Source organism: Mesorhizobium sp. B2-4-12 (assembly GCF_006441575.1).
GTDB lineage: Bacteria > Pseudomonadota > Alphaproteobacteria > Rhizobiales > Rhizobiaceae > Mesorhizobium.
Genome location: NZ_VFVC01000026.1, coordinates 24,089 through 48,337, shown reverse-complemented (window position 1 = coordinate 48,337; position 24,249 = coordinate 24,089). Strand labels below are relative to the sequence as shown.

The window sequence follows — 24,249 nt, the reverse complement described above, 5'->3', positions numbered from 1 at the left end:
TCAGGAAGCGCGAGCCGGGTCCGGCCAACGCCAGCCGCTGACCTCAGGCATATCGGCTCCATGTTCGACTATGTATTGCTTGTGTTCGATCAGGCTGTCGCGGAATGCCTGCTTCGCATACGCAGCGGTCGAGCCCAGCGAGCCGACGCGATCGATGACATCCATCGCCAGATGAAAGCGATCGATGTCATTGCGCACGGCCATATCGAATGGCGTCGTGGTGGTGCCCTCCTCCTTGTATCCACGAACATGCATGTTTTCATGGTTGGTACGCTTGTAGGCCAGCCGATGGATCAGCCAGGGGTAGCCGTGATAGGCAAAAATGATCGGGCGGTCCTTGGTGAAGAGTTCGTCGAAGTCGGCATCCGAGAGACCGTGTGGGTGCTCGCTTTTGGGCTGCAGGGTCATCAGGTCGACCACGTTGACGACGCGAACCTTCAGTTTCGGCAGGTGCGTGCGAAGCAGGTCCACCGCGGCCAGTGTCTCCAGGGTCGGCACATCGCCACAGCAGGCCATCACGACATCGGGATCATCGCCACGATCGTTGCTGGCCCATTCCCAGATGCCAACGCCGGCGGTGCAGTGCTTGATTGCCTGGTCCATCTCAAGCCACTGGGGTTGCGGCTGCTTGCCGGCGACAATGACGTTCACGCGGTTCCAACTGCGCAGGCAGTGGTCCGTGACATAAAGCAACGTATTTGCGTCTGGCGGAAAATAGACGCGAACGATATCGGCCTTCTTGTTCACGACATGATCGACGAAGCCCGGATCCTGATGGCTGAAGCCGTTATGGTCCTGGCGCCAGACGTGGGACGTAAGAAGATAGTTTAGAGACGCGATCGGCCGCCGCCAGGCAATCTCCTTCGAGGCTTTGAGCCATTTGGCGTGCTGGTTGAACATGGAATCCACGATGTGGATGAAAGCCTCGTAACACGAAAAGAAGCCGTGCCGCCCGGTCAGCAGATAACCCTCGAGCCAACCCTGGCAGGTGTGCTCGCTCAGGATTTCCATCACCCTGCCTGTCGGCGAAAGGTGATCGTCATAGCTGAGTGTCTCGGCGTCCCAGGCTCGATCCGTCACCTCGAACAAATCCTGAAGTCGATTAGACGCCGTCTCGTCGGGACCAAAGACCCTGAAATTGCGCCACTCCGCATTGGCCTTCATGACATCGCGCAGGAAGGCGCCGGTAAGCCGTGTCGTCTCGGCTTCAGAGCCGCCTGGGCGCGCGACCGTCACCGCATAATTCCTGAAATCCGGCAATTGCAGCGGACGCATCAGCGCGCCGCCATTGGCATGCGGATTGGCGCTCATGCGTCGTTCGCCGGTCGGCGCCAATGCGGCTATCTCGGCACGTAGACGGCCGGCCTCGTCGAAAAGCTCCTCGGCGCGGTAGCTGCGCAGCCATTCCTCGAGCAGGCCGAGATGCTCGGGCTTGCCCATGGTGAACGGCACCTGGTGCGAGCGCCAGAACCCTTCGGCCTTTTTCCCGTCCACGGTCTTTGGTCCTGTCCAGCCTTTCGGCGATCGCAACACGACCATCGGCCAGATCGGCCGCCTCACCTCGCCGCCTTCACGTGCATTTCGCTGGATCTCGCCGATGTCGGCAAAGGCGTCGTCGAGCGCTGCCGCCATCTTCTGGTGCATATCGGCGGGTTCATCGCCTTCGACGAAGATCGGGCGATAGCCATAGCCCTTGAACAGCGCCTCCAATTCGGCAGGACTGATGCGCGCAAGGACGGTCGGGTTGGCGATCTTGTAGCCATTGAGATGCAGGATGGGGAGGACCGCCCCGTCACTGGTCGGATTGAGGAATTTGGTTCCGTGCCAGGAGGTCGCGAGCGGCCCCGTCTCGGCCTCCCCGTCTCCCACCACACATGCGGCAATCAAGTTCGGATTGTCGAAGACGGCGCCGAATGCATGCGACAGGGAATAGCCGAGTTCTCCACCCTCGTGAATCGAGCCTGGAGTATCGGGGGCTGCATGGCTCGGGATGCCGCCCGGGAAGGAGAATTGCCGGAATAGATGGCGCATGCCGGCTTCATCCTGCGAGACGTTGGGATAGAGCTCGCTGTAAGTACCCTCCAGCCAAGTGTTGGCGATCACACCGGGCGCGCCGTGACCCGGTCCCGCAATGAAAAGGACACTCTCGTCGCGCTCCTTGATGATCCTGTTCAGATGGACGTAGATGAAGTTGAGGCCAGGTGTCGTGCCCCAGTGGCCCAGAAGGCGCGGCTTGACGTCCTTCATGCTGAACGGCTCGTGGAGCAGCGGGTTGTCGAGGAGATAAACTTGTCCGACGGCCAGATAATTGGCCGCGCGCCACCAGGCATTCATGAGGTTCATCTGTTCCGGCGACAGAGACTTGGCACGCGCTCGGGTTCTGTTTTCGCTCGTCATTTGCGTTCTCCGTAGACACAATAGCCAGATGAACATGACCGTTGAGAGTCGGTTCCACTAAGGTTCGCCATTTGTGGAACTCCGTCCCGCCGATCGCCTTGATGTCGGTCAAGGATTGCAATTCGCGAGCCGGGCAGGTCGCGCATTAGGAGATCGAGACGATGGCTGACGCGATCCTGACGCTGAATGCCGGTTCATCCAGTCTCAAATTCGCATTGTTTGCTGACGATGGAGATCGCTTGGCCCCGGCGTTTCGCGGCGAGATTGAGGAAATCAACACCAGCCCGCGACTGAAAGTAACGGGCGAGGCTGCGGCCGTGTCGGCCAATCAGACCTGGCCCGACGCCGCCGGCGACTTCCAGTCCCTGTTGGAAAAGGTTATCGATTGGATTGAAGGCCATGCCGCCAACTATCGCGTCGTAGTGGTTGGCCACCGGATCGTGCATGGCGGGCCCGACCATTTGAGACCGGAGCTGGTCACTCCGGATCTTCTGATGGCGCTGGACGATCTGACCCCACTGGCGCCGCTGCACGAGCCGCAGAACATTGCGCCGATCCGAGCCATTGCCATGGTGCGTCCCGCCCTGCCCCAGGTAGTGTGCTTTGACACTGCCTTCCACCACACCATGCCAGCAGTGGCTAAGCGCTTCGCGCTCCCCCGTGAGTTTGAGGCAGCGGGCCTCAGGCGTTACGGCTTTCACGGCCTTTCCTACGAATATATTGCAGGTCGCTTGTCAGAGATTGCTCCGCAATTGGCCAAGGCGCGCGTCATCATCGCGCATTTGGGCAATGGCGCGAGCTTGTGTGCTTTGCGCGGAGGCGCAAGCGTCGACACCACGATGGGGTTCAGCACACTTGACGGCCTGATCATGGGAACGCGACCCGGCAGTCTCGACCCCGGCATTATCCTTCATCTGCTGCAACAACGGGGCATGGGCGTGAGCGATGTCGAGGATCTGCTCTATCGCCGGAGTGGCCTGCTTGGCGTTTCCGGCGGCATCTCCAGCGACATGCGCAAGCTGCTCGCCAGCACCGACGCCGCCGCTGCCGACGCGATCGAACTGTTCTGCTACCGGATTGCGCGTGAATCCGGAGCGCTGGTCAGTTCACTCGGCGGCCTGGACGGCCTGATCTTTACGGCGGGCATTGGTGAGCACGCGCCGCGCGTGCGCGAACTCGTCTGCCGGAGGCTGCAATGGCTGGGCATCGAACTCGATCTGGACGCAAACGCCCGCAATGACGGGAAAATCAGCACGCCGGCAAGTCGTGTCGAGGTTCGCGTGGTCGCGACCGACGAGGAAGCGATGATTGCCCGGCATGCTTTAGAGGCGATCCGGCCCGACTTTCATGCGTAGCCAAAACTTCGACTATAAGGCGGCTTGATTGCCGAGCTGCTTTGTGACCAGCACCAGCGTAGGGTCGTCCGGGTAGGAACGAACGACGAAGCCCATATTTCGCTCAAGCTCGATGGCGTCGTGATTGTCTCGGCTTTCGATCGACTCGATCGCTGCCAGACCGCTCCTCTCCGCCTGCTTGGCGACAAAGGACAGCATCTCCCATCCGATGCCGCAGTCCCTGTAGTCCGCGCGCACCGAGACGGCGACTTCGCCACGGCGGCCGTGCCGGTCGCAGGCCAGCATGGCCGTCGTGACCGCGAGCTTGCTGCCGGCGATAAAGCCGATATAGGTCTCGGTCGTGCGATGATCGACATCGATCATTGCATGGATCTGTTCGGGCCTGACAGCTTTTTGGCCAGACAGGAAACGGAAGTGCAGATCGTCATTGCGAGCTTGATGGAAGAGTTGATCGAGAACGGCCTCGTCGCGTGCACCCGCGGTTCGCACATGCAGTTTGAGGCCAGTGCGCGTGGTGATTTCCCAAGATTGAGCGTCCATTTGAATAGCCTTTCGGTAGCGACAGCGCCCTTTGCAGATGGCGCGATAGAACCTCCCATAAGCCACCGCAGGCTTCGCTGCCTTGAGCTAGCGCAAAAGACAGGACCTTGGGTAGAAAGTTCCCTCTCAAGCCGAAGCCTGCCTCGAAGTCGATGCGCATGCGGCTCTCTTATGGTCTGGCGAACCTACCGACCAGGACGAGGACTAGCGCCATCTCCAACCCGGTTTGTAGACTCTCAGGTTCGGGTTCGCACGCCGCCCGAGCGTCGGCTTGCGATCGTCGTCAGCACCGCGGCCGCTATGATAACGGCACCGGTCGATGCCTGCACGTAAAAGGACGGAACCTGCGCCAACGTCAGCAAGTTGTTGATGACGCCGATCAGGAGCCCTCCGCTAATGACTCCGATGATCGTCCCACGTCGGGCCGGCGATGCAGCTCACTTTTAAGATGCCAGTGATGTAAAGGAGCTCAAGGATTGCTTTGAGGAACTTCCGGGGTGACGGGCGCACACTTGGCCAAAATTGTCTAGCAGAAGGTTGTCGACACGGCCCAAGGTGCCGCGGCCAATATCGATGGCGATGCAAGCGCCCGCTGCATGCCGTCAGTGGCTGAGCTTTGACCCAACATATAGTACCAGACCGGCCGAAGAGAGTCATTCTTAAGACTTGCATGGCATGCTCTTGGGGTGGACGAAGCAACAGAAACTGTCTCGAACGCGTCAAGCGTGACGACCTTCCGGCACGGCAAGGGCGAGGCGCTGCTGCACAATTTCGTAGAAAACGCCACGATCCCGACCTTCCTTTTCAATACTGACGGGAAGATCGTTTACGCCAATCGAGCCGGAAGCCATGTTCTTGGGTACGGGCCCGACGAATGTGTCGGAATCCACTTCACGACAATCGTTCATTCCGACGACCTGGCGACAGCGCGCACGCAGACCGAAGATTTGATTGCCGGAAAGATCCATGGATATCAGGCAGAGCGACGGTATATCCGCAAGGACGGCAAGATCATTTGGGCTTTGACATCCGTGTCACTGATGACTGGCGACGAGGATCAGGCTCGTTACCTCTCTGTACAGGCGGTGAATATCGACGGCCGAAAACGCGCTGAGGCCGCACTGAAGGAAAGCGAACGCCGCCTGCAAGTGGCGCTGGACGCCTCCCAAATAGGGGTGTTCGAGGGCGACCTGGCAACTGGGGAGCTGTTTTGGGACGACAGGGCGCATGACATTTTTGGCATTCCGCGCGAGCGGAAATCCCTTCACGCCGCCGACTGGGAGAATGCCCTACACCCCGAAGATGCAGCAAAGACCCTTGAGGCGATGTCACGCGCCATCAAGGAGAAGGGGACATTCAACGCGAAATTCCGCATCATCAGGGCCGACGGTGAAATCCGCACTCTTATGTCGCGCGCGACTTACTTTCAGGACGATCGCGCAACACCAAAATTCATCGGCGCAAACTGGGACATCACCGACGAAGTCGCCTTGGAACAGAGGCTCAAGACGGCAAAGGCACTTGCCGAGGCTCGCAACGTCGAACTGGAAGCCGCCAAGGTCCGGATCGAAACCCAGGCCCTCCATGATGCGCTGACCGGCCTCCCCAACCGGCGGTACCTTGACCAAATCTTGAACCAGTACCGCAACCGGTCGCGACTCCCAGGCGATGGTTTGGCATTGCTCCACATCGATCTGGATCGCTTCAAGCAGATTAACGATACGCTGGGACACGCGGCCGGCGATGCCGTGCTGGTTCACGTTGCCCGGCTTCTAAATGCCAAGGTCGGAGGGCAGCATTTCGTCGCGCGCGTCGGTGGCGACGAATTCGTCATAGTCTGTTTCAATGATGCAGACGCCCATCGCCTCGCCGGTCTTGCCGATCAGATCATCACCGAGATCCGACAGCCGGTGCCATACGAGGGGCACTTCTGCCGCTTGGGCGCAAGCATAGGAATTGCCCTTGAGACGGGCGCGGACTTCGATGCGCTTCGCGTGCTGATAAACGCCGACATCGCGCTCTATCGGGCTAAGGGTCGCGGCCGCAACCGCCATGAATTCTTTTCAAAGGCACTGCAAAGTGAAATTGAATCGACCAAGCATATGGCCGACGAAATTCTCAGCGGTATCGAGCGGGGCGAATTCCACCCCTATTATCAGCCGCTCCTCAACGCGACTTCCCTCGACATCATTGGGGTCGAAGCGCTTGTGCGCTGGCATCATCCTACGGAGGGCATCTTAGCTCCGATCCGGTTCCTCAGGATCGCCGAGGATCTCAATGTCTTGGCTGCGATTGATCGCAGCATCCTGCAGCAAGCAATGCTCGATCTCGACCAATGGCAATCCCAAGGCATTGCAGTGCCGACCGTATCGGTCAATGTCTCGTTCCGACGCCTGAGCGATGATCGCCTAATTCCAGGCCTTCGCGAACTCAATATTAGGCCGGGCGCAATTTCGTTTGAATTCCTCGAGTCAATTTTCCTCGACGAATTTGACGATGGGGTCGCATGGAATATCGATGCAATCAGGGATATGGGCATTGGCATCGACATAGACGATTTTGGCACCGGCCATACATCGATCGTCAGCCTGCTCAAGCTCAAGCCGCGCCACTTCAAGATCGATCGTCAGCTTATCAACCCCATCGCGCACATGCCGGAACAGCGGCGCCTGGTTGCCTCCATCATCGACATAGGACGGTCTCTTGGCATTAAAGTCGTCGCCGAGGGCGTCGAGACGATCGAGCAAGCCCGGATTCTGAGAGAATTGGGCTGCGACATCCTGCAGGGATACGCCTTCGCCCGGCCGATGCCCGCTGACCAACTGGTGAGCTGGATCGCCGGGGAAGGATGGCGAAAGGCCTCGTAGGCCCGGTACGCAGACGCTAGGTGGGTTGGCCTTCCTAGGCTGCAAGTCGCACGGGGTCGGTTGTTGGATGTCAGCCCTGGAAACGGATGGATGTCCGCTTTATCGGCACCAAGGAGACGTCTTTGCGACCTGATCGTGGTTCTGGATGGTTCACCAACCATGTGAGGTTCATAGAAAGTCGAGACTGCCTAAACGGGTCTTCATCAATACTTCACCATGGGGAAAACCTGTACGGAACCTTTCTGATTGCTGCGGACTTCTGGGATTCACTGTAAATTCGAATGAAGAGGTCCCCGCATGAAAGTCACCGCAGCAGGCATCGACCGCATTAAGATTGGCAATGCGGACGCGAGCGGCCAAGGCGCGCATTTCGTCGTTTGGCTTTATCTTCAGGTCGACGAGGGCGGTACACAGACCGGTCAGGAACTGGTGGTGTCGGTGCCGTACGATGCGCAGATGACGTTCGACGATCTCGCTACCCAGGCTTTCGAGAAGGCGCACGCGATGCTGCGCGCCTGCTGCGAAATAGATGAGGCCATGTGGTGGAAGCAGTTCAACCGCAGCCTGGCGCCGCTGCCCGAATGGACGCCCGGCGCCCAGTGATTGGCAGACGCCCGAACCAAGCACGGGATTGCCCGAACGCTGACCAATGCGAATCGCGGGGTTCGACTTCGCATCGTTAGCTTCTGGCGCACGAGGACCTTCAGCATTGTCACCTGAGATGTTGGTTCCGGCGGAGGCAAAGCTTGCCTCAATGGCCGACATGCATCGCGAAGCAGCCGTTCGCTTACGCTCGATTTCAAATCAAGCCCCGTCCAGATTGGATGTCTGAAATGGGGCCGACGAACGAACCCGCTGCGCGGGATGGGCGCGTGGGGGTGAGGTAGAGATCACGAGCCGGACGTCGCGCTCGCATTGAGGGTGGTTCGGCAGCGGCAGAGCATCACGGGCTTCTTCAACAAGGAGCCTGACTATGCCCTATCCTGTTCTTGATGCACCTATCAGTCCACTGCGTCAGCGGCTGATCGCCCACATGAACATGCGGCGTTTCTCACGGGAGACGCAGCGCAACTATCTCCGCGACATCGGACGCCTGGCGACCTTCCTCGGCCGGTCGCCGGATACAGCGACAACCGACGACCTGCGCCGGTTCCAGGTCGAGCAGCAGGATGACGGTGTTCCCGTGCCGACGATGAACAGCATCGTGTCGGCGCTGCGCTTCTTCTTCACGCATACGGTCGATCGTCCCGATCTGGCACGCAAGCTCGTTCGTCTGGCGCACCCGCGCAAGCTGCCGGTGGTACTGAGCCGCGACGAGGTCTCCCGGCTGCTCAATGCCACCACGTGTCTCAAGCACCAGGCCCCGCTGTCGGTCGCCTATGGCGCGGGCCTGCGCGTGGCGGAGGTGTCGACGCTGAAGGTCGCCGACATCGACAGCGAGCGCATGCTGATCCGGGTGGAGCGCGGCAAGGGCGGGCGATACCGCAACGCCATGTTGTCGCAAGACCTGCTCTTGTTGCTGCGCCAATGGTGGAAGGTCGGACGCCAGCAGGGCGTGATGCATCGCGACGGCTGGCTGTTTCCGGGGCAGCATGCGATGAAGCCGATCAGCACCCGGCAGCCCTATCGCATCGTCGTCGAGGCAGCGCAGGCCGCCGACATCGCCAAGCGGGTCGGGCCGCACACGCTGCGTCACAGCTTCGCCACCCACCTGCTGGAGGACGGCACCGACATCCGGATCATCCAGGTCCTGCTCGGGCACGCCAAGCTCAATAGCACCGCCTTCTACACCAAGGTTGCAACCCGCACGGTGCGCACCGTCACGAGCCCGCTCGACAAGCTTGGCCTCTTCAAGCCGGAAGCGATCTCACCCGACGGCTGAGCGTGCGCGCCTCGATCGAGGTCGCCGACATCTTCCGCACTGTAGGGCCCGCCTACCGGGCCGCCCATGCAGGGCATCTGACACTGCAGCAGCTCAAGGTCATGTCGGCGATCGAGCACTGCCGCACCGCGGCCCTTGGCGGTCACGTCGAGGCCTGCGAGGACTGCGGCCAGTGGCGCATCGCCTATAACTCCTGCCGCAACCGGCACTGCCCGAAGTGCCAGGGCGCGGCGGCGCGGACATGGCTTGCCGATCGCGAGGCCGACCTCTTGCCGGTCGGCTACTTCCACGTCGTGTTCACGCTGCCCGCCGAGGTCGCCGACATCGCCTTCCACAACAAGGCGCTCGTCTACGACCTGCTGTTCAAGGCGGCGTCGGAGACGATGCTGACGATCGCGGCCGATCCGAAGCATCTCGGCGCGCGCATCGGCATCACCGCAGTGCTCCACACCTCGGGCTCGGCGATGACACACCATCCGCACGTGCACATGATCGTGCCGGGCGGTGGCATCGCGCCGGGCGGAAGCCGGTGGATATCGTCGCGTCCGGACTTCCTGTTGCCGGTGCGCGTGCTCGGCAAGCTGTTCCGCCGCCTGTTCCTCTCCCGGTTGGTCGCGCTGCACGACGCTGGCCGGTTCGCCTTCTTCGGCGCAATTGCTCATCTCGCGGAACGGCGGGCATTCCTGCGCCACCTTGCTCCCGTCCGAAAGAAGCGCTGGGTGGTCTACGCCAAGGCGCCCTTCGCCGGCCCGGAAGCGGTGCTCGCCTACCTGTCGCGCTACACGCACCGGGTCGCGATCTCGAACAGCCGCCTCATCCGCCTCGACGAGAGTGGCGTCACCTTCCGCTACAAGGACTATCGTCGCGAAAGCGCCGACCGGCAGCAACTCATGACGCTCGCGACCGACGAGTTCATCCGCCGCTTCCTGCTCCACGTGTTGCCAAAGGGGTTCCACCGCATCCGGCACTGCGGCCTGCTTGCCGGCTCTGCTCGCCAAGGCCAGCCTCGCGCTTGCTCGTGAACTCCTCAACGTAGCCGTACCGTCCGACGATAACACCACGGACGAACCGGACAACTTCCGCCCGCCATGCCCCTGCTGTGGCGGCCGCATGATCGTCATCGAGGTGTTCGAACGATGGAGGCAGCCGCGCGGACCGCCACACGGCTCCCGGTCGACCGGGAGCAGCACGCCATGACCCGGCATGGAATGGTTCAGCCTTCAGCTGCGGGCACTCAGCCTCTGGCAACGGATCGACATACGTCTACGGTGATGATCGACTCCGACAGAGCCGCGCCCAGCCGCCCACCGTTCCGGCAACACCGCACGGAGGCGCAACGAAGCGGTCTGTCCGCACTCACCCCAGAGCTCCCCGACGGCGGTCGCGCCATCGCCGACATCGGCCGAAATCCGAAATCCCCATAGCCATCACCTGTGGCCCGCGGGTTCCTTCTTCGGGGACTTTCGTACGCCTGCCGGCGCCCGAAACTCTTCACGTTTGCGGACCGGCAGCTTCTGGCGCTGGGAAGTGAGAGCGGACGTTAAGGTCACAGGGTGAGATGGCCGGAGTTGACCCAAAGACGACCTTAGCATCCAGCAAAACGAACAGCGGTTCAGTCGCATTTTAGACACTCTGGTGGCTCGGATTTGGCCGTCGGTAGTTCGGCCGTCATGGCGGAGGGAATCGAACTGGCGCCCCAAAGCGCGTCGAAGCAACGTCAGTTCGCTCCTTGGCAGTCAGCCCATGTAGCGGCCGATGGCCATCATCGTGATCGTGACGGCCAGCATTGCGGCGATGACACGGCTGACGACCGTCACCCGGTTCAGCAGGCGCTCCAGACGTAACGTCCTCTCCTCATCGTGCTGCTCTTGTGCAAACCGAGCCAGCTGGCGGGTTGTCGGGGCAATTGCAAGAACGGCTAGGATGATACTTGCCTCGGCCAAATGACCACCCACCGAGTACCAGACCGCCGGTCCGGTGAAATCTGTGCCGGCCCAAAGCTCGGCGTAGAGAGCCAGCCCGGCAATCACCGAAATAAAGCCTCCGACGAGCGATGCTGTCATAAACCAGGACTTGGCCAGAAAGCGGGCGGCAATGGCGGCGCCGTCGGTGCTGCCCTTTCTCAGGGCAGGTAGGAGAAAGAAGCCCAACGTGACGGTTCCACCCATCCAGAATGCGCCGAAGACGATGTGGATGGCCCGCAGAAGGGCGATCATAGAGTTGCTCAAGGAAGCTTCCTGTACAAGTATTGGATTTGATACCATTCGCGATCAGGCGGACCTGGCGGGAAACCAGATCCGCCTCCAGACCGGTCGGTCAGAGTAGCTTGCGGCCATCGTAGGGCTGATCGGGCATAAACTCGCCAGCCACGGCCCGTTCATGCAGCTCCCAGGCCGATGCACCAGCCTTGCGCGCGGCCACCAACTTCTCGGGATCCACGAACGCAAGGTTGGACTGCGCATTGCGCAGGTGCTCGGTCGCGATCCACTCATCGCTGTAGTTGTTGACGTTGAGCTCGACGCTGTTCTGGTCCGGGTCGCAGTAGTAGAGCACCATCTGGATGCCTTGGTCGGCCGCCATCACCGGCAGGATGCCTTCTCCCTTCAGGCGGATGTAGGTGCCGAGGAGGTCGTCAAGCGTGTTGTAGGCAAAGGCCACATGCTGGATTCTGGCATGGCGCTTCTTGTCAGGGTCCACCTCCAGGTCCGGCATCTCGAACATCGCAATGCGGTGGTTGCAATCATCATTGCTGACGAACGCGGCCGAAAACCACGGGCTGTTCTGCGGGCCGTCGATTCGCGCGCGGTGGTTGACCGTCATGCCCACCACCTTGCGATACCAGTTGATCATTTCGTTGAGATTGGAGGTGGTGAGGCCAAAGTGCTGGAGCTTCGGGTGGGCGATCTGTTCGGTGTTCATGGTCGTTTCCTTGGTTGTTAAAGATACGCTATCGTTGCATTTTAGGATGCAGGTCGCCCATCGGCAGGAGGCCCGGCGTGTTGTGCTCTGCATTCCCGGCCGGCAATCGCCGGCAGGGCCGCAGTCCTTGTCAGAGTGTCCGGAGCGCCTCCACGACCGGCAGCCGCGCGGCCCTTAGGGCGGGAAGCAGCCCGCCCAGAAAACCGATGGCGAGAGCCCAGCTGATACCCTGCAGCATCAGTCCTGGTGTCACTGTGAGACGGAACACCAACTGGGTGAAGTTCCCACCCAGGGCGTTGACGCCATGCCCGTTAAAGAGCAGCCAGGCCGTAACCGCTCCCGTCACGCCGCCGAGCAGCGAGAGCGCCATCGCCTCGGTCATGACGGAGGCGACGATCGGCACGCTACCGAAGCCAATGGCCCGCAACGTGGCGATTTCCCGGCTTCGCGCGCTCACCGCCGAATACATGGTGTTGAGCGACCCGAACACGGCGCCGATCGCCATGATGCTGCCCACCATGGTCGCGATCAGCGTCATCATTTTGGTCAGGTTCGCCGAGAGCTTGGCCAGGTATTCGGTCTCGCGGTGCACTTCGACCGAAAGCTGCGGATTGGCGATCAGGACGGCCTCGAGTTGCGGCATCGACCCCGGCGACTCGAGCTGGACCGTCACGCTCTGAAAGAGCGTGTGCTGGTAGGCTTCGAGCGCGGTCTCGGCGTCGGTGATGATCTCGGATTCATGGGCGTCACCGTCGCTTTCGAACGTGCCGACGACGGTCCACTCTTTGTCGCGCAAGGTAATCTGGCTGCCGACGTCGAGCCCTGCAAACTGGCGCTGGGCGCTCTTGCCGACCACCAACTCGTGCAGCCCCGGCTTGAACCAGCGGCCTTGCACAAGCTTGAGCTCCGGCCGCAGGGCGAGCCCCTGTGAACCAACGCCGCGCAGCGTGACGTTGGCGTCGGTGCCGCCGTTCCGCATGGGGCGGGTCAGGATCAGCACCACTTCCGGGGAGCCGAGGGTCAGTCCCGAGGCGCCACGACGGATGCCCGGCGCGTCGAGGATCATATTGACCGCATCGCGCGACAATGTGCTGGACAGCTCCGTGTCAGACCCGCCACGGAGGATGATGGCGCGGTCCTCACGGCCGGCATGGGCCATGGTCGAGCTCAGGCCGGTCACCATGGCAAGGACGGAGACAACCACGCCGACGACCCCCGCCACCCCGAGGATGATCACCAACGAGCTCCAGAAGCGCGTGGGCAGCGTCTTGAGGTTCAGGATAGTTACAGCAATTGCTTGTCTGAGCATGATCAGCGTCCTCCCAGGGCATCGACGAGATTGAGTCGCGCGACCCGCAGGCCGGGCAGCAATGTGGTCACCAAGGCGAGCAGAACGGCATAGAATAGCCCGAGCGCGAGTACGCTGGCCGGAAGGTGGGCAACGCCCACGACGCCTTCCAGGAGCGGAAATGCCGCGACTGAAGCTGCAAGCCCCAAGCCGGCCGCGACGAGCGAGAGCAGCAGGCCTTCAGCTACGACCAAGGCGAGGACCGTAAGGTTCGGGAAGCCGATGGTCTTGAGGATCGCGAATTCCGGGATCCGCTCGCGCACCGACTGCATCATCGTGTTGCCGGTCAGGAACAGGAGGGCAAAGAACACCGCCCCGATGATGGCGCTAACGATGAAGTTGATGTCGCCGAGCTGTTTCAGGAACGACTGGGTGAACTCCTTCTCCGTGACGGTCTTCGTCTCGTGGTCGGAGTTGGCGAACAGGTCATCGATGGCTTTGGACACCGCGCCGGCGTGCGCGGGATTGTCGATGTGGACGCTGTACCAGCCGATCAGGCCCTTATCGAAACCCCGGGCCTCGTCGAAATAGTCGTTGTTGAAAAACAGCCGCTGCTCCTGCGAGGTATCCTGAGGGTTTTCGAAGATGCCGACGACCTGGAATTCCCAGTTGGACGTGCCGTCCGCCTTGGTCCAGATCGTCGACTTGATGGGGATGGTGTCGCCGACCTTCCAGTTGTAGGTCTCAGCCAGCTTACGGCCGATGACCGCCCCGGTGCGTGTCTTTTGCAGCGCCTCGAGCTGCGCCTTCGGCAGGACGATCTCGGGGAACAGGTCGAAGTAGGTGGCTGCGTCGACCGGGAACGAGAAGATGCTGTTCTTGGTGTCCTGGTAGTAGCCGCCAAACCAGCTCGCGACGGTGATGCCAGTGACGCCCGGCACCGATGCGATGCGCTCGCGGTAAGCCAGCGGCAGCTGGTCGGCCATGTTGACCTTGCCCTGGACGATCAGGCGATCGAGGTGCGCGCCCTCCACACCACGGCTGAAGGAGGCGTTGACGCCCTGCAGCATGCCGAAGAGCAGGAACGCGACAAGGATGGAGAGCAGCGTGAACAGGGTGCGCAGCCTCTTGCGCATCAGGCCCGCCCAGATGAGGGGAAGGTATTTCATCGAGCCAACTCCGTCTTGGCCAGCTGGCCCTTGTCGACATGCAACTGGCGGGTCGCCGTGTCAGCCGCCCGCTGGTCGTGGGTCACCATGATGATGGTCTTTCCTCGGCGGAAGGTGAGCGCGCGCAGAAGTTCGAGCACCTCGGTCGCGGTGTCGCGGTCGAGGTCACCCGTGGGCTCGTCGCAAACCAGGATCGGCGGGTCGGAGACAAGCGCGCGCGCGATTGCGACGCGCTGTTGTTGGCCGCCGGAGAGCTCCGACGGCTTGTGGCGGGCGCGCTCTGAGAGTCCGACGGCCTCAAGGGCTGCAGCGACCCTTGCGCGGCGCTCTGCCTTTGTGAGCGACAGCAGCAACAACGGCAGCTCGACGTTGGCCTCCGCGCTCAAGGCCGGCATCAGGTTGTAGAACTGGAAGATGAACCCGATGTTGGCCGACCGCCAGCGGGTCAGTTCGCTACCGGACATCTGGTCGATTCTGTGCCCCGCCACCGTCACGGCGCCGGAGTTCGCGTGGTCTATTCCGGCGATGATGTTCAACAGCGTCGATTTGCCGGAGCCCGAGGGTCCCATGATGGCAACGAATTCGCCTTCCGGAATGGACAAATTGAGGTCGTGGAGGACCTCAACCGTCTCCCCGCCGCGGCGGTATGCCTTGACGACATTGACCAGTGCTATGGCTTCAGTCACTTGGTGATCTCCTGATTTCATTGTTCGGTTTTGACTTTGAGTCCGTTCGACAGCTTGTCGAGATTGGTAACGGCCACGGTTTCGCCGGCCGTGAGCCCGGACTGCACGATCTGGTTGCCGGCTGCCTGCGCCCCCAGCTTCACTGTGCGCCGTTCGGCGTGATCGTCGCGCACGACAAAGAGGACATTCTCGCCGCCGCTGGACAGGATGGCTTCGGAAGGAACTGCCACGCCGGACGGCGGAGCCTCTTCGGGTTGGGACTTGGCGTCGGCCAGAAAAGCCACCTTGGCGCCTATTTCCGGCAGGATCCGCGGGTCCTTGATGTTGAACCCGACCCGCACCCGCACCGTCGCCTTGGTGCGGTCGGCCGTTGGCACGACCGCGATGACATGGCCCGGGATCTGCCAGTCCGGATAGGCGTTGAGGGTGACCTTGCAGCCCTGGTCCGGACGAACACGGTTGATGAAGCTCTCGTTGACGTCGACCTCGACCTCGAGGGAGTCCATGTCGACAATCGTGGCGACGCCGGTACGTGTGAAGCCGGAGCCTGCCGACATCGGCGAGATAATCTCGCCGGCCTGGGCGGCCTTGACGGTCACCACGCCTGAAAACAGCGCACTGATTACCGTGTCGTCGAGGTTCTGCTGGGCAACCGCTACTGCCGACTGCGCCACAGCTACCGCTGTTGTGGCGTGATTGTAGGTTGCCTTCGCGGTCTCGAACGCCTCCTGGCTAGTCAGTCCCTTCGCAAGCAGGGCCCTGCTACGCTCGAATGCCGGTCGCCCGTCAGTTGCCGCGATAGTGGCCTGATCGAGTGTCGCCTTGGCCTGGTTGAGATCGGCAATGGCGTTGGAATCGTCCAGGTGAGCGATCACCTGTCCGGCCTCGACATGCATGCCTTCATCCACGAGCACATCCCGCAACCTGCCGGCGACCTTCGGTCCGACCGTGGCCGCCCTGCGGGCAACCACGTAGCCGGTGGCATTGAGGAGCGCCGTCCCTGCGGCCACGCCGCTCTGTTGCGCAAGTGGCTGCGCGGTGGCGACGCGGACGGAGGTTGTCTGCTCGAGCAGCGACGCGCCGGGCAGTTGCTTGCCCAGAAGCACGGACCAGCCCGTGCCCGCCGCCACCGCCAGAATGGCCGCGCCAAGAGCAATGGCGGTCCAACGGACAGCCTGACGCGGTGGCGTTGGCGGCGTCGGCGCCGCGCGATCGATGCGCAGCGCGTCGAGGAGATCAATCTTATCGTGTTTCATCGTTCGGACTCCTTCACCGGATGCCCGGCAGCTTGATTTCTTGGACCTGGCGGCAGAGCGAAAGCGAACCGAACTGCCGTTGCTCTCAGGGGCGACGTTGGTGCGGTTCCACCAGCCCCGCCGAGCGCCTGGAGCAGTGCCGCCGTGTCGCTGTAGCGGCGCCTTGGGCCTTCAGGGTGTCGACATCGGCTTCCAGGCCCGCAGGGCATTTCAGCATTGCGTCAGGTCCTATTTTTCGAGGCATCGCCATAATGAAACGGTTCCGTTGCATTATGGCTAACACGCATTCGGAGGGCCGTCAACAAAAATGCACGGTACCGTTCCTTTTCATTTACAACGCTTCTCCAGCGGGCTACAAAGGGCGTTAGGACACGGCGGCGACGTGCCGGCGTCAAAATGAAGATTTTGAGAGGTGATGATGGCGCAGGGGGTAGAAGGGGCAACAACGGCTTACGACGTGCGTCTGGGGCGACCACCACGTGATCTTGCGCACGAGGTCGACGAACGCATCCTCGATGCCGCCAAAACCGCCTTCCTTCAGTACGGGCTCGCCGGTGCGAGCATCGATGAAATTTCCCGGCTCTCGCGTGCCGGCAAGCGGACGATATACGCGCGTTTTCACTCCAAAGAGGAATTGTTCGCCGCGGTCGGGATGCGCAACGCGGCAACCGTGGTCGCGCGGTTCCAGGACTTTACACCATCCGGGTCCACTCTCCAGGAACGGCTTGTGAGCGTAGGGCTCGCCGTTCTTGAGCGCCTGCTCGATGATGACAATATCGCTTTCATGCAATTGTCCGCGGCCGAGGCCCGCCGGTTGCCGCAACTCTCAAACTTCGGACGCCAGGCCCGCACCCAAGGCGTAAAGACGATCATGGATGCGCTCGGGACTGTGGCTCGCTCCGACGAGGTTCACGAATTTCCTCGTCTTGCCGCGGCCCTTCTTCCCTCAAGCGGTCGGTTCTTTGCGGATCTCGTTGTGGCCCGCCCGCTGATGCGCGCGCTCTTGGGCGAGCCGCTGGAAAAGCTGCGTGCGGAGCTACCCGCTCACGTCAGGGACGGCGTCGCTTTTTTCCTGGCAGCCTGCCGCCAACCGTTGGGCCGCGATGAACGGACGGCCACCTAAGATCAACCTATAAAGATGACGAGGCGACTCTAAGCGGCAATCTTCTTAGGGCGCGATTTCCATGAGCTCGAACCGACAGGCGTCCGTGAACTCCCGGAGAAAATCGTAGCGGGAGCCGTTCGGGTTATTGGGGTCGGGGGCATCCAGAGACGGGCTGCGATAGGCCAGCCCTATGGTTCCCATGACCCGGTCTGCCGCCTTCAGCGTCGTGTCTGATGCAAATAGCCGCAATTTTCCCAGTATGGCGTAAAGCTCGAACAGCGGGACAAATGTCTTGGGTTCGCCGACGACTGCATCGGCGTATCTCTTGGCGGCTTCTTCGATGAACTCCCCAAAGAGCTTCTCCCGCCGCGCATGCTCCTGCAGGAAGCGCTGGCTTCGGTTCTGCGAGGCCTGCGTTAGCCAAGTGGCGGCGATCGAGGCCATGGCACCAATGGAGGAGCCAGCCAGCGCAGAGACGGCGGATATATAAGCAGGGTTCATTCGGGGCTTCAGCATAATGGAACGATATCGTTCCATTATCTAGTTCGCATCTGGGCGACAGTCAAATAAAATGCAGGGACATCAATTCTTTTCAGCAGTAACTATCCGAATGCAGATCTGGGGCGACCCCAACGAGGCGCAATCGGGGCCTTCACCGTGATCGCCGGCAATGTCCGCTTTCAGGCTGTGGCAAATCCGCTCTCTACGGCCGGCATCAGGCGCAAAACTGCCACATCGCGTGTCGAATTGCCCGCAAGTCTCATAATTCAAGGCTGAGCGTCTTAATCCATTTCAAGCCATGGTCGGTTGCGGCCCTGGGCTTGTATTCGCATCCAACCCAGTTCCGATAGCCAAGCCGTTCAAGCGCTGCAAACACGGCGAGATAGCTGATCTCGCCTTCATCGGGCTCGGCACGGCTCGGCACCGCCGCAATCTGGACGTGGCCGATCTTCGGCAAGTGACGGGAAAGTCGAGTCAGCACATCGCCTTGGCTAATCCCGACATGGTATATGTCAAACATGATCTTTAGGTTCGGCGCTCCGACTTGATCAAGCATGTCAGCGGCTTCCTCGATCGTGGAGTAAAAGTAGTTCGGTTTGTCGCGCTGGTTGATTGGCTCCAGCAGGATCGTCAGGTCTGGGGCAGCATTGGTGGCGAAGACAAGATTCTCGATGAACACTTGCTTTCCTCGCGCTCGTTGGTCCAGCGGAACGACGCCAGCCATCGCGTGGATCGAGTTCGCGCCGGCTTGGCGCGCATAGCCGGCGGACATCGCGAATCCCGTGCGAAATTCGCTCTGGCGTCCATCGATGGCGCCCAGTCCGAAATCGCCCTTATCGGTATCGCCCAGCGGCGTGTTGATCCCGAGAAGAGTTAGGCCGTGATTGATGCAACGCTGCTTCACCAATCCCGCTGGCGTCTCGTAGGGCCAATGCAATTCGATGGCTTTGAATCCAGCCGCCGCTGCCGCGTCGATGCGATCCACGAGCGGGCGGTCGGGCCACAAGAATCCTAGGTTTGCGGAGAAGCGGAGCATAGTCGATCCATCATTGGACGAAGTGTCCTGGGTTTTTGAATCCGAACGCTGTCTTGTTGATCAGGGTTTCATGGTCGCTGATTAGGATGGCGTTCGTGGCGGCCACCGGATCCGCCATCATCAGGCATCTTGCGTCGACCAATTGGAAGCGCGGTTTCCCGTGGACCACGCCCCAACGCTTCCCCCGTTGTCTTCACGAATGAGGTCGCTGCCCTTGGCACCGATCATAATCGATGCAGCATTGGTATTACCGCCAATCAGCTTCGGCATGATGGACGAGTCGATAACCCGCAATCCCTCGAGGCCACGAACCTTGAGCCTCGGATCGACTGTCGCGAGCTCGTCAACTCCCATCCTGCAACTGCCAACCGGATGGTAGTCGGTCTCAGCAGTCTGCCGGACGAAGTCGAGGATCTGCGCGTCGGTCTTGACGTCGGCTAAGGGGGCGTAGGGGCGAGACACATAGGGCCTGAATGCCTTGGACTCCATGATTTCCCTTCCAATCCTAACGCAAGCGATCATCTTGTTGGCGTCAATAGGGTCGGCCATGAAGTTTGGGTCGATCAGGGGAGCATCTAACGGGTTCGACGAGGTAAGTCTGACCTCGCCGCGGCTGACCGGCCGCATGTTATTATTGTGCAGCGTGATGCCATTGCCGGGCAATTTGGTGAACCCGTGGTCGATGACCCACGCCGGCAGGAAGTGAACAGAGATATCTGGCTCCTCGAGCCCAGCTTCGCTCTTGGTATAAGCGACAGCCTCGCATCCCGACGATGTGACCGGTCCTGACCTGAAGAGGAGATAGCGGGCGCCGTGAATATATTTGTAGGGGAAACGCGCCGCGTCATCGTAGGTGAGTTTAGTGGTCGCGTGCCAGATGGCCGCCGCGTCGAGATGGTCCTGCAGGCCTTTGCCGACACCGGGCAGGTCGTGCACTACTGTCACGCCGGCTTGCTTAAGCTCACTTGCCGGACCGATGCCGGAAAGAAGGAGGAGCTTGGGAGAATTAAAAGCTCCCGAGCTGACGATAACCTCGCGCGTCGCGCTCACCCTTGTGGTGCGGTTGTCATTCCCGACCAGTTCGATTCCCACGGCACGCCCTTTCTCAATGATGATCCGCGAAACGAGGGTGTTCGCGTAAACGTCGAGATTCGAGCGGGACTTGCGCGCCGGATGTAGGAACGCGCGGGCGGAGCTCATGCGCCGTCCGTCTTTCACGGTGTATTGGAAGTGACCGACACCGTGCTGGGTAGCACCGTTGAAATCCTTGCTGCGCGGTATGCCGACCTCCGTACAGGCTTCGATAAAGGTCGCGGTCAGAGGATTAAGGTAGGTGAAGTCGGTGACGTTTAGCGGGCCGTCGTTGCCGTGATATTCGTCGTGCAAACGGGTATTGGCTTCAAGGCGTTTATAGACCGGCAGAACGTCTTGGTAGCTCCAACCTATGCAGCCATCCTCTGCCCAACGGTCATAGTCCTGATGGCTGCCGCGTATATAAATCATGCCGTTGATTGAACTGCTACCCCCGATCGCTTTGCCCTGTGGGATGAACATTTCCCGATTGTTCAGGTGCTTCTGAGGGGCCGTACGAAACGCCCAGTTGTACTTGGTGCCTTCGATCAGGCTTTGGATGCCGGCAGGCATGTGGATCATCGGCGACAAGTCTCGGCGACCGGCCTCCAGGATCAGGACCCGGACATCTGGATCCTGGCTTAACTCGCTTGCGAGCACACAGCCTGCGGAGCCTGCGCCGATGATGATGTAGTCATAGTCTTTACGCATCTTGCGCACCAATCGTTCGGGCGAGGAGGTGGCAATGGCTTAGCGCCATTGCGCGATGAAGAGATGAACGGCCAACCCCGTTTGGAGCTGGCCTGGAGAGTGTGGTCGCTTCAGGCTGTTACCAGCCGAGGCCGCGCTGTATCCGCACCTGGGATCGGACGTAGGTCGGCGATCTGGGCTGCACGCCAGAGGCGATCCAGTTCAGCCGCCTGCATGCGCAGTTGCGGCGAACGCACCACCGGGCGGGAAATCGCGCCCACCATGTAGGCCACTTCCTTGTAACGGGTGTGCAGGTCCGCATATGGGAAGCCATAGATCGCATGGTTGAGCGGCGCGAGACGACGATGAAGGGCCTGCGCATTTAGCAGGTCGCCCTTTTCAACAAGACGCAGCATTTCCACGCACTCGTAAGGAGCGAGTGCCGCGAGCCCGGACAGGATGCCATCGGCGCCTGTCGAGAGGTTGTGGAAGAAGGTGGACCCGACCGAAGGCAGGCAGATGATCTTCTTCTTGAGAGATTTCAAGGCGTAGTAGTCACGATCATAACGTACGCAGTCCGCGGCCTGCGCCATCTTCACTCCGACCACTTGGTCGATCTCAGACGCCATCTTGATCAATGCTTCATGGGGATAGGAAAGCTGGTCGCCGGAGGCCAGCTGGAACAGCAGAATGGGCATGTCCAAGCCTTCCGCGACCTCCTTGTGGAAGTGGAAGGCGTATTCGGGGCTATGGTTAGCGTTGTAAGCCGAGAGGTAGGGTGAGCAGACCATGACTGCGTCGGCGCCCGCTTCCCGTGCCTCCTCGCCTCGACGTATCGTTGCCGGTGGCGCCCAATCGAATATCGCCGCGACGACCGCCTGACCGGGGCGGATGTTCTCCTTGTGCATGGCGACTGCGCGCTTACGCTCCTCTGTGGTCAGCGCAGGGGACTCCGCGGCAAATGCGTTGACGACAAAACCCTGGATCCCGGGCACCGATGCCAGGTCACGCGTGCGCTTGGCCATTTCGTCCCAGTCGACGTCAAGGTTGTCATTGAAAGGCGTTATATTGGCGATCAGCACGCCACCATCAAGCTTCATGGTTTCCTCCTATTCCGTGTGGGCGCCGACAACTTCGGCCGGACCCGAGACGATCTTCTTGGCAAAAAGGCGTTCTACATCGGCGTCCGACAAACCCATTTCATGCAGGATTTCGGAGGTATGTGAGCCGACTTCGGTCGAGAGCGTATGAAGTTCCGGCACCTGGCCATCGTAGCGTAGGGGATGGTTGACGAGCGTTGCCGTTTTCCCGTTGACCTCGACCTCGCGGAAGACGTTGTTAGCGGCGATCTGCGGATCGGCGGCAACAGCCTCATAGTCCTGGACGATCCCGTACCATACGCCGCGCGCATCGAAGGCTTTTGACAGATCGTCATACGTCCAGCTGCGAACGGCTTCGGCAACCGCCGCCGCCAGCACGTCACGGTCGTCGTAGCGATCTAAGTGTTGCAGCGCCCGCAGGGCATCGCTGTCTAGCGCCTCGGCGACGTTAGAAATGTCATTGGTCGGGATCACGACCTGGGCGTCGGCGATACGATAAACGCCGGTCGGAGCTTCGTGGAACCAGGTGATCAGATTTTCCTGGCGGTCGAATGCCTCTGTTCCGGGCCGGCTGGACATGTAGTTCGTGAGTGGCTCTGTTTGGAGGTCCAGGCCAGAATTCAAGAGGCTGCCTTGAACGTGGGTGCCCTTGCCCGTCTGCAGCTTCTTGATGTAGGCGGCCAGAACGCCCATGGCGAGCAAAGCGCCCCCGTGCTGATCGACGATAGCGCACCCTGCCGCCGTCGGACGATCGTGTGGGCCAGTGGCGGAAATGAAACCTGAACGGGCCTGGATGATCAGATCTTGCGCCGTTCGGCCGACCATGGGTCCATTCAGGCCCCAGCCCGTGCCGCTTGCGAAGATGATATCCGGCTTGCGCTTCTTCAGGTCCTCATAGGACAGGCCGAGTTTGTCCATGACGCCGGTGCGGAAATTCTCTACCACGGCGTCCGCCTGATCGATGAGCTTGAGAACCAGCTCCTTGCCCTCGGCCGACTTCAGGTCAACGGAAAAGCTTCGCTTGTTGCGGTTGGCCGCCAGGAAGAACCCGCTGACGCCGCCGACGAACACCTTGGCGCCGGACCAGCTCCTCTCGAATGGGCCCTTAGCAGGTTCGATCTTGATGACGTCGGCCCCCATGTCCGCCAGGTACTGGGTCGCAGCCGGCCCCTGCAGAAAGTGGCAGAAACTGACGATTTTCATTCCTTGCAGAAGCATTTGTGCATTTCCTTGTGCAGTAAACGGTAGTTCTAGGCCGCAATGACAGGGGTCGCAGCGCGTCGATCTTGATGGTCGGCGATGTTCTGTTGGGTCGCGGGGTCAAACACGTGGATCTCTTCAGTAGCGATCGACAGGTTGACGGCTTGAGCCGGTGACAGGCGCCGGAATGGGTCGACACGGGTCACTGTCACCTGCTTCTCGCCGAGACGTACCTGAACGAGTTGTTCCGAGCCAAGAAGCTCGGTGATATCGACGTTGCCGGATGCGAAACTGCTCGAGCCGGCGCCATCGATAACGATATGTTCAGGACGCAGGCCGAGAAGCGCGTTGCCACGTAGTGACAGAACTGCCGCTTTCAAACGATCCGGCACAGGCATCTTAAGGTCACCGGCCGTGAAGAACGAGCGGTCGCCGATCGAGGTAATTCCTACCTCGATGATGTTCATAGGTGGCGAACCGATAAAGGTAGCGACAAAAATGTTCCTTGGGCGGTGGTAAATGTCTTCGGGTGTTCCGGCCTGCTGGACCTCGCCGTTGGCCATCACAACGACGCGATCGCCGAGCGTCATGGCCTCGATCTGGTCGTGGGTGACGTAGATAGACGTCGCGGTGATACGGCTTTTGAGCCTTTTCAGCTCCTGCCTCATTTCCAAACGCAGCTTCGCGTCCAAATTTGAAAGCGGTTCGTCGAACAAAAAGAGTTTCGGATTCCGGACAAGGCAGCGGCCGAGCGCAACGCGCTGTTGCTGTCCACCTGATAACTGGCGGGGTTTGCGGTCCAGCAATTTTCCGAGGGCCAGTACATCGGCGGCGCGTCTGATCTCGCTGTCCACCTGCGCTTTCGGCATGCCGCGGTTTCGCAGTCCGAAGGCCATGTTGTCGTACACGTTCATGTTCGGATACAGGGCGTAGTTCTGGAACACCATGGCAACGTCCCGCTGGGCGGGACTGAGGTGGTTGGCATGCTGCCCCCTAATAGACAGCTTGCCGGACGTGATGGTCTCGAGGCCCGCGACCATGCGAAGGGTAGTCGTTTTGCCGCAACCAGACGGCCCGACCAACACGACGAATTCGTCGTGCCCAAGCGAGAGGTCGACATCCTTCACGACTTGAACGGCGCCGTACGATTTGTTTATTCCGACGAGTTCCACGCCCTGCATCGGCTT

Annotated in this window: 19 protein-coding genes and 1 pseudogene; 6 read left to right on the top strand and 14 right to left on the bottom strand. The window is 60.8% G+C overall.

Translation table 11 applies throughout. The features are described 5' to 3' along the window. Entirely contained in the window at positions 1–2,397 is a 2,397-nt protein-coding gene (locus FJ934_RS16730; protein WP_140610694.1) for a phosphoketolase family protein, read from the bottom strand. Positions 2,398–2,558: 161 nt separating this feature from the next. Here FJ934_RS16730 and FJ934_RS16725 point away from each other — a divergent pair, with 161 nt between their 5' ends. Continuing rightward, on the top strand, positions 2,559–3,752 hold the full coding sequence (locus FJ934_RS16725) for an acetate/propionate family kinase (protein ID WP_140610693.1): 1,194 nt from the start codon (positions 2,559–2,561) through the stop codon (positions 3,750–3,752). A 12-nt stretch (positions 3,753–3,764) separates the two neighbouring features. Here the strand turns inward: FJ934_RS16725 and FJ934_RS16720 are convergent, their stop codons facing one another. Next, the gene (locus tag FJ934_RS16720; protein ID WP_140610692.1) at positions 3,765–4,358 is read right to left on the bottom strand and encodes a GNAT family N-acetyltransferase; all 594 of its coding nucleotides are present in this window, start codon (positions 4,356–4,358) and stop codon (positions 3,765–3,767) included. 620 nt (positions 4,359–4,978) lie between these two features. Between FJ934_RS16720 and FJ934_RS16715 the strand changes: the two genes are divergently transcribed. The 4 genes and pseudogenes from FJ934_RS16715 to FJ934_RS16700 all read left to right on the top strand — a co-directional run bounded on the left by FJ934_RS16715 (position 4,979) and on the right by FJ934_RS16700 (position 10,238). Next, on the top strand, positions 4,979–7,159 hold the full coding sequence (locus FJ934_RS16715; protein WP_246671533.1) for an EAL domain-containing protein: 2,181 nt from the start codon (positions 4,979–4,981) through the stop codon (positions 7,157–7,159). Positions 7,160–7,456: 297 nt separating this feature from the next. After that, the gene (locus FJ934_RS16710) at positions 7,457–7,762 is read left to right on the top strand and encodes a hypothetical protein (RefSeq protein ID WP_140610691.1); all 306 of its coding nucleotides are present in this window, start codon (positions 7,457–7,459) and stop codon (positions 7,760–7,762) included. A 370-nt stretch (positions 7,763–8,132) separates the two neighbouring features. Continuing rightward, entirely contained in the window at positions 8,133–9,041 is a 909-nt protein-coding gene (locus FJ934_RS16705; RefSeq protein WP_140610690.1) for a tyrosine-type recombinase/integrase, read from the top strand. Positions 9,042–9,043: 2 nt separating this feature from the next. Continuing rightward, positions 9,044–10,238, top strand: a pseudogene (locus tag FJ934_RS16700) (IS91 family transposase). A gap of 539 nt (positions 10,239–10,777) precedes the next feature. On the opposite strand, the gene FJ934_RS16690 reads toward FJ934_RS16700, so the two are convergent. The 6 genes from FJ934_RS16690 to FJ934_RS16665 form a co-directional block, all read right to left on the bottom strand. Then, positions 10,778–11,257: a DUF2269 family protein gene (locus FJ934_RS16690; RefSeq protein WP_181165647.1), complete on the bottom strand. Its 480-nt coding sequence runs from the start codon at positions 11,255–11,257 to the stop codon at positions 10,778–10,780. A 100-nt stretch (positions 11,258–11,357) separates the two neighbouring features. Further along, a complete protein-coding gene (locus tag FJ934_RS16685; RefSeq protein ID WP_181165646.1) occupies positions 11,358–11,960 on the bottom strand; it encodes a VOC family protein in 603 nt (200 codons plus the stop codon). 130 nt (positions 11,961–12,090) lie between these two features. Next, positions 12,091–13,269 (bottom strand): ABC transporter permease, encoded by a 1,179-nt coding sequence (locus tag FJ934_RS16680; RefSeq protein ID WP_140610686.1) that lies wholly within the window; start codon positions 13,267–13,269, stop codon positions 12,091–12,093. 2 nt (positions 13,270–13,271) lie between these two features. Continuing rightward, on the bottom strand, positions 13,272–14,417 hold the full coding sequence (locus tag FJ934_RS16675) for an FtsX-like permease family protein (protein WP_140610685.1): 1,146 nt from the start codon (positions 14,415–14,417) through the stop codon (positions 13,272–13,274). Then, a complete protein-coding gene (locus tag FJ934_RS16670; RefSeq protein WP_140610684.1) occupies positions 14,414–15,103 on the bottom strand; it encodes an ABC transporter ATP-binding protein in 690 nt (229 codons plus the stop codon). Before FJ934_RS16670 ends, FJ934_RS16675 begins: the two co-directional genes overlap by 4 nt. A 17-nt stretch (positions 15,104–15,120) precedes the next feature. Next, positions 15,121–16,359, bottom strand: coding sequence for an efflux RND transporter periplasmic adaptor subunit (locus FJ934_RS16665; protein WP_140610683.1), 1,239 nt, complete (start codon positions 16,357–16,359; stop codon positions 15,121–15,123). 415 nt (positions 16,360–16,774) lie between these two features. Between FJ934_RS16665 and FJ934_RS16660 the strand changes: the two genes are divergently transcribed. Further along, positions 16,775–17,482: a TetR/AcrR family transcriptional regulator gene (locus tag FJ934_RS16660; protein WP_140610682.1), complete on the top strand. Its 708-nt coding sequence runs from the start codon at positions 16,775–16,777 to the stop codon at positions 17,480–17,482. A gap of 45 nt (positions 17,483–17,527) precedes the next feature. Here the strand turns inward: FJ934_RS16660 and FJ934_RS16655 are convergent, their stop codons facing one another. The 6 genes from FJ934_RS16655 to ugpC all read right to left on the bottom strand — a co-directional run bounded on the left by FJ934_RS16655 (position 17,528) and on the right by ugpC (position 24,243). After that, positions 17,528–17,965 (bottom strand): hypothetical protein, encoded by a 438-nt coding sequence (locus FJ934_RS16655; RefSeq protein ID WP_140610681.1) that lies wholly within the window; start codon positions 17,963–17,965, stop codon positions 17,528–17,530. A 259-nt stretch (positions 17,966–18,224) separates the two neighbouring features. Next, positions 18,225–18,950: a TIM barrel protein gene (locus FJ934_RS16650; RefSeq protein ID WP_246671532.1), complete on the bottom strand. Its 726-nt coding sequence runs from the start codon at positions 18,948–18,950 to the stop codon at positions 18,225–18,227. 171 nt (positions 18,951–19,121) lie between these two features. Continuing rightward, a complete protein-coding gene (locus FJ934_RS16645) occupies positions 19,122–20,783 on the bottom strand; it encodes a choline dehydrogenase (RefSeq protein ID WP_140610679.1) in 1,662 nt (553 codons plus the stop codon). Between the two features lie 110 nt (positions 20,784–20,893). Next, complete coding sequence (locus FJ934_RS16640; RefSeq protein WP_140610678.1) at positions 20,894–21,862, bottom strand: dihydrodipicolinate synthase family protein; 969 nt, start codon at positions 21,860–21,862, stop codon at positions 20,894–20,896. Positions 21,863–21,871: 9 nt separating this feature from the next. Further along, positions 21,872–23,080 carry a CaiB/BaiF CoA-transferase family protein gene (locus FJ934_RS16635; RefSeq protein WP_140610677.1) on the bottom strand — a complete coding sequence of 403 codons (1,209 nt, stop codon included), beginning with the start codon at positions 23,078–23,080 and terminating at the stop codon, positions 21,872–21,874. Positions 23,081–23,112: 32 nt separating this feature from the next. After that, positions 23,113–24,243, bottom strand: a complete 1,131-nt coding sequence (gene ugpC, locus FJ934_RS16630) for a sn-glycerol-3-phosphate ABC transporter ATP-binding protein UgpC (RefSeq protein ID WP_140610676.1) — start codon at positions 24,241–24,243, stop codon at positions 23,113–23,115. Positions 24,244–24,249: the final 6 nt, after the last annotated feature.